The sequence below is a fragment of the Anaerolineae bacterium genome, assembly GCA_014360855.1.
Lineage (GTDB): Bacteria > Chloroflexota > Anaerolineae > JACIWP01 > JACIWP01 > JACIWP01.
The window spans coordinates 493-1,563 of record JACIWP010000427.1; the positions used below are offsets into that span (position 1 = coordinate 493).

At 64.1% G+C, this 1,071-nt stretch carries 1 pseudogene (only partly in view); it reads left to right on the plus strand.

The window, feature by feature from the left end:
- Positions 1-1,071: pseudogene (locus H5T60_14780) on the plus strand (hypothetical protein); it begins 365 nt to the left of the window's first position.

A 1,071-nucleotide genomic window follows, 5' to 3' on the forward strand; every position in this document is an offset into this window, starting at 1 on the left:
CTCACTGTTCACGGCGCACCGCTTTGAGGGCACCGTCCGGCTGGCTGATTTCTCCTATGTGGATGAGGGCACCCCGATTCAGGCCTGGGTCAACGGGGTTAAGGTGGCGGAGACGACCGCTTTCACCAGCGGCACCTCGCGCAAGTACATCCTCGATATTGATAATGTGCCGGCCGGCAGTACGGTCTACTTCCTCATCGGAGGCCCGTATTACCAATGGGCCAAGCAAACCGGCACCTATCAGATCGGCGGTTGGACAGTGCTGAATTTGCAGGGCGGCGGAGGGGAGCCAACGGCGACGCCCACGGCCACACCTACCGAAACGTTCACCCCTACTGCGACATGTACACCAACTTCTACTGACACTCCCACCGCTACGCCAACGCCTACCGCGACCGCCACGCCGGCCTCCTGCGGGTTCCGCTTTGCCGGCAAGGTGGTGCTGGGAGTGCCGCCGGCGGTCGACCAGCCCAGCCCGGGCGCGCGGGTACAGGTGTTCGGCACGGCCGGCACGCTGTTTGAGAACCCCGTCCTGCTGGCACAGGCCACGACCGATGCCGCCGGCGCTTTCTCCGTGCTCGCGAACACCCGTTTCCAGGAATACGGATCGTTCTTCCTGCTGAACTATCATCCGGGATTTAACCCTGTGGCCGCGCAGTCGCTTTCGGGTGGGCAGGCGGTCTCCCATAATCTCATCCGCTTCCCCGCCGGCGGTTGTGGGGTGCTGTACGAGTCCAACTTCTTCTGGGAGCTTCCCCAGGGCGAACCCATTCCGCCGACACCGACCCCCACGCATACGCCTACTGTGACACCACCGCCGCCTACACCAACGCCGACGTTTACGCCGCCGTCGCCGCTTCAGTATCAGCAGGTCGTGATCCAGCGGGGATATGGCCATGCCGAGGTGCGGGACAGTACCCTGAACGCCTGGGCACCGGACACCAATTACGGGGCGTACCAGAAGCTGGCGGTGCGCGCCGGCGGGTGGGCGGAGAGCGTGCTGTGGTTCGACTTAGGGATGATCCCGCCAGAGGCGGTGATAGACCGGGCCGTACTGCAGATGTACGTCGC